Source organism: Picosynechococcus sp. NKBG042902 (genome assembly GCF_963864045.1).
In the GTDB taxonomy this organism is placed as follows: domain Bacteria; phylum Cyanobacteriota; class Cyanobacteriia; order Cyanobacteriales; family MRBY01; genus MRBY01.
In genome coordinates, this window is sequence record NZ_CAWLTV010000001.1 from 1 (window position 1) to 503 (window position 503).

Sequence of the window (503 nt, forward strand, 5' to 3'; positions counted from 1 at the left end):
CCGACAAAATAAGTAAAGGCAAAGGTCAACCCGCCATCGCGGGGTCACATCTGTTTCGCTCCTTAGCCATTGGCGAAACAAGAATACTGCCAGGAAAACGGTGGGTCTGGGGTCGTCAGGTCTATGTCATGGGCACTCGTCTCGACTCGAAACGAAGAGCTAGTAAAAATGAGGATGAGTTTCTGATTATCATCACCACCCATGACCCTCAAAATGCTTTAGCAGATTACCGTCGTCGCTGGGGAATTGAAACCCTGTTTGGAGCTCTTAAGACCCGTGGCTTTTGCTTGGAATCGACCCATTTTACCGATAAGGTGCGTTTGTCGAAGCTGCTGGCTCTGTTGGCCATTGGCTTTGTTTGGGCGATGAAAGCGGGTTTATGGCGACATATCCAAAAGCCGATTCGTATCATCAAGGCCCATGGCCGTCGAGCTCGGAGTTTGTTTCGCTATGGCTTTGACTTATTGCGTCGCTTTTTTACCGCTTCTCCCCAATCTCTACTT

The 503-nt window shown here is 49.3% G+C and carries 1 protein-coding gene; it reads left to right on the plus strand.

Features of this window, described 5'->3' with window-relative positions; translation table 11 throughout:
* Window positions 1–503, plus strand: a 503-nt coding sequence (locus AACR41_RS00005; protein WP_045442795.1) for a transposase, incomplete at both ends; no start/stop codon positions are given.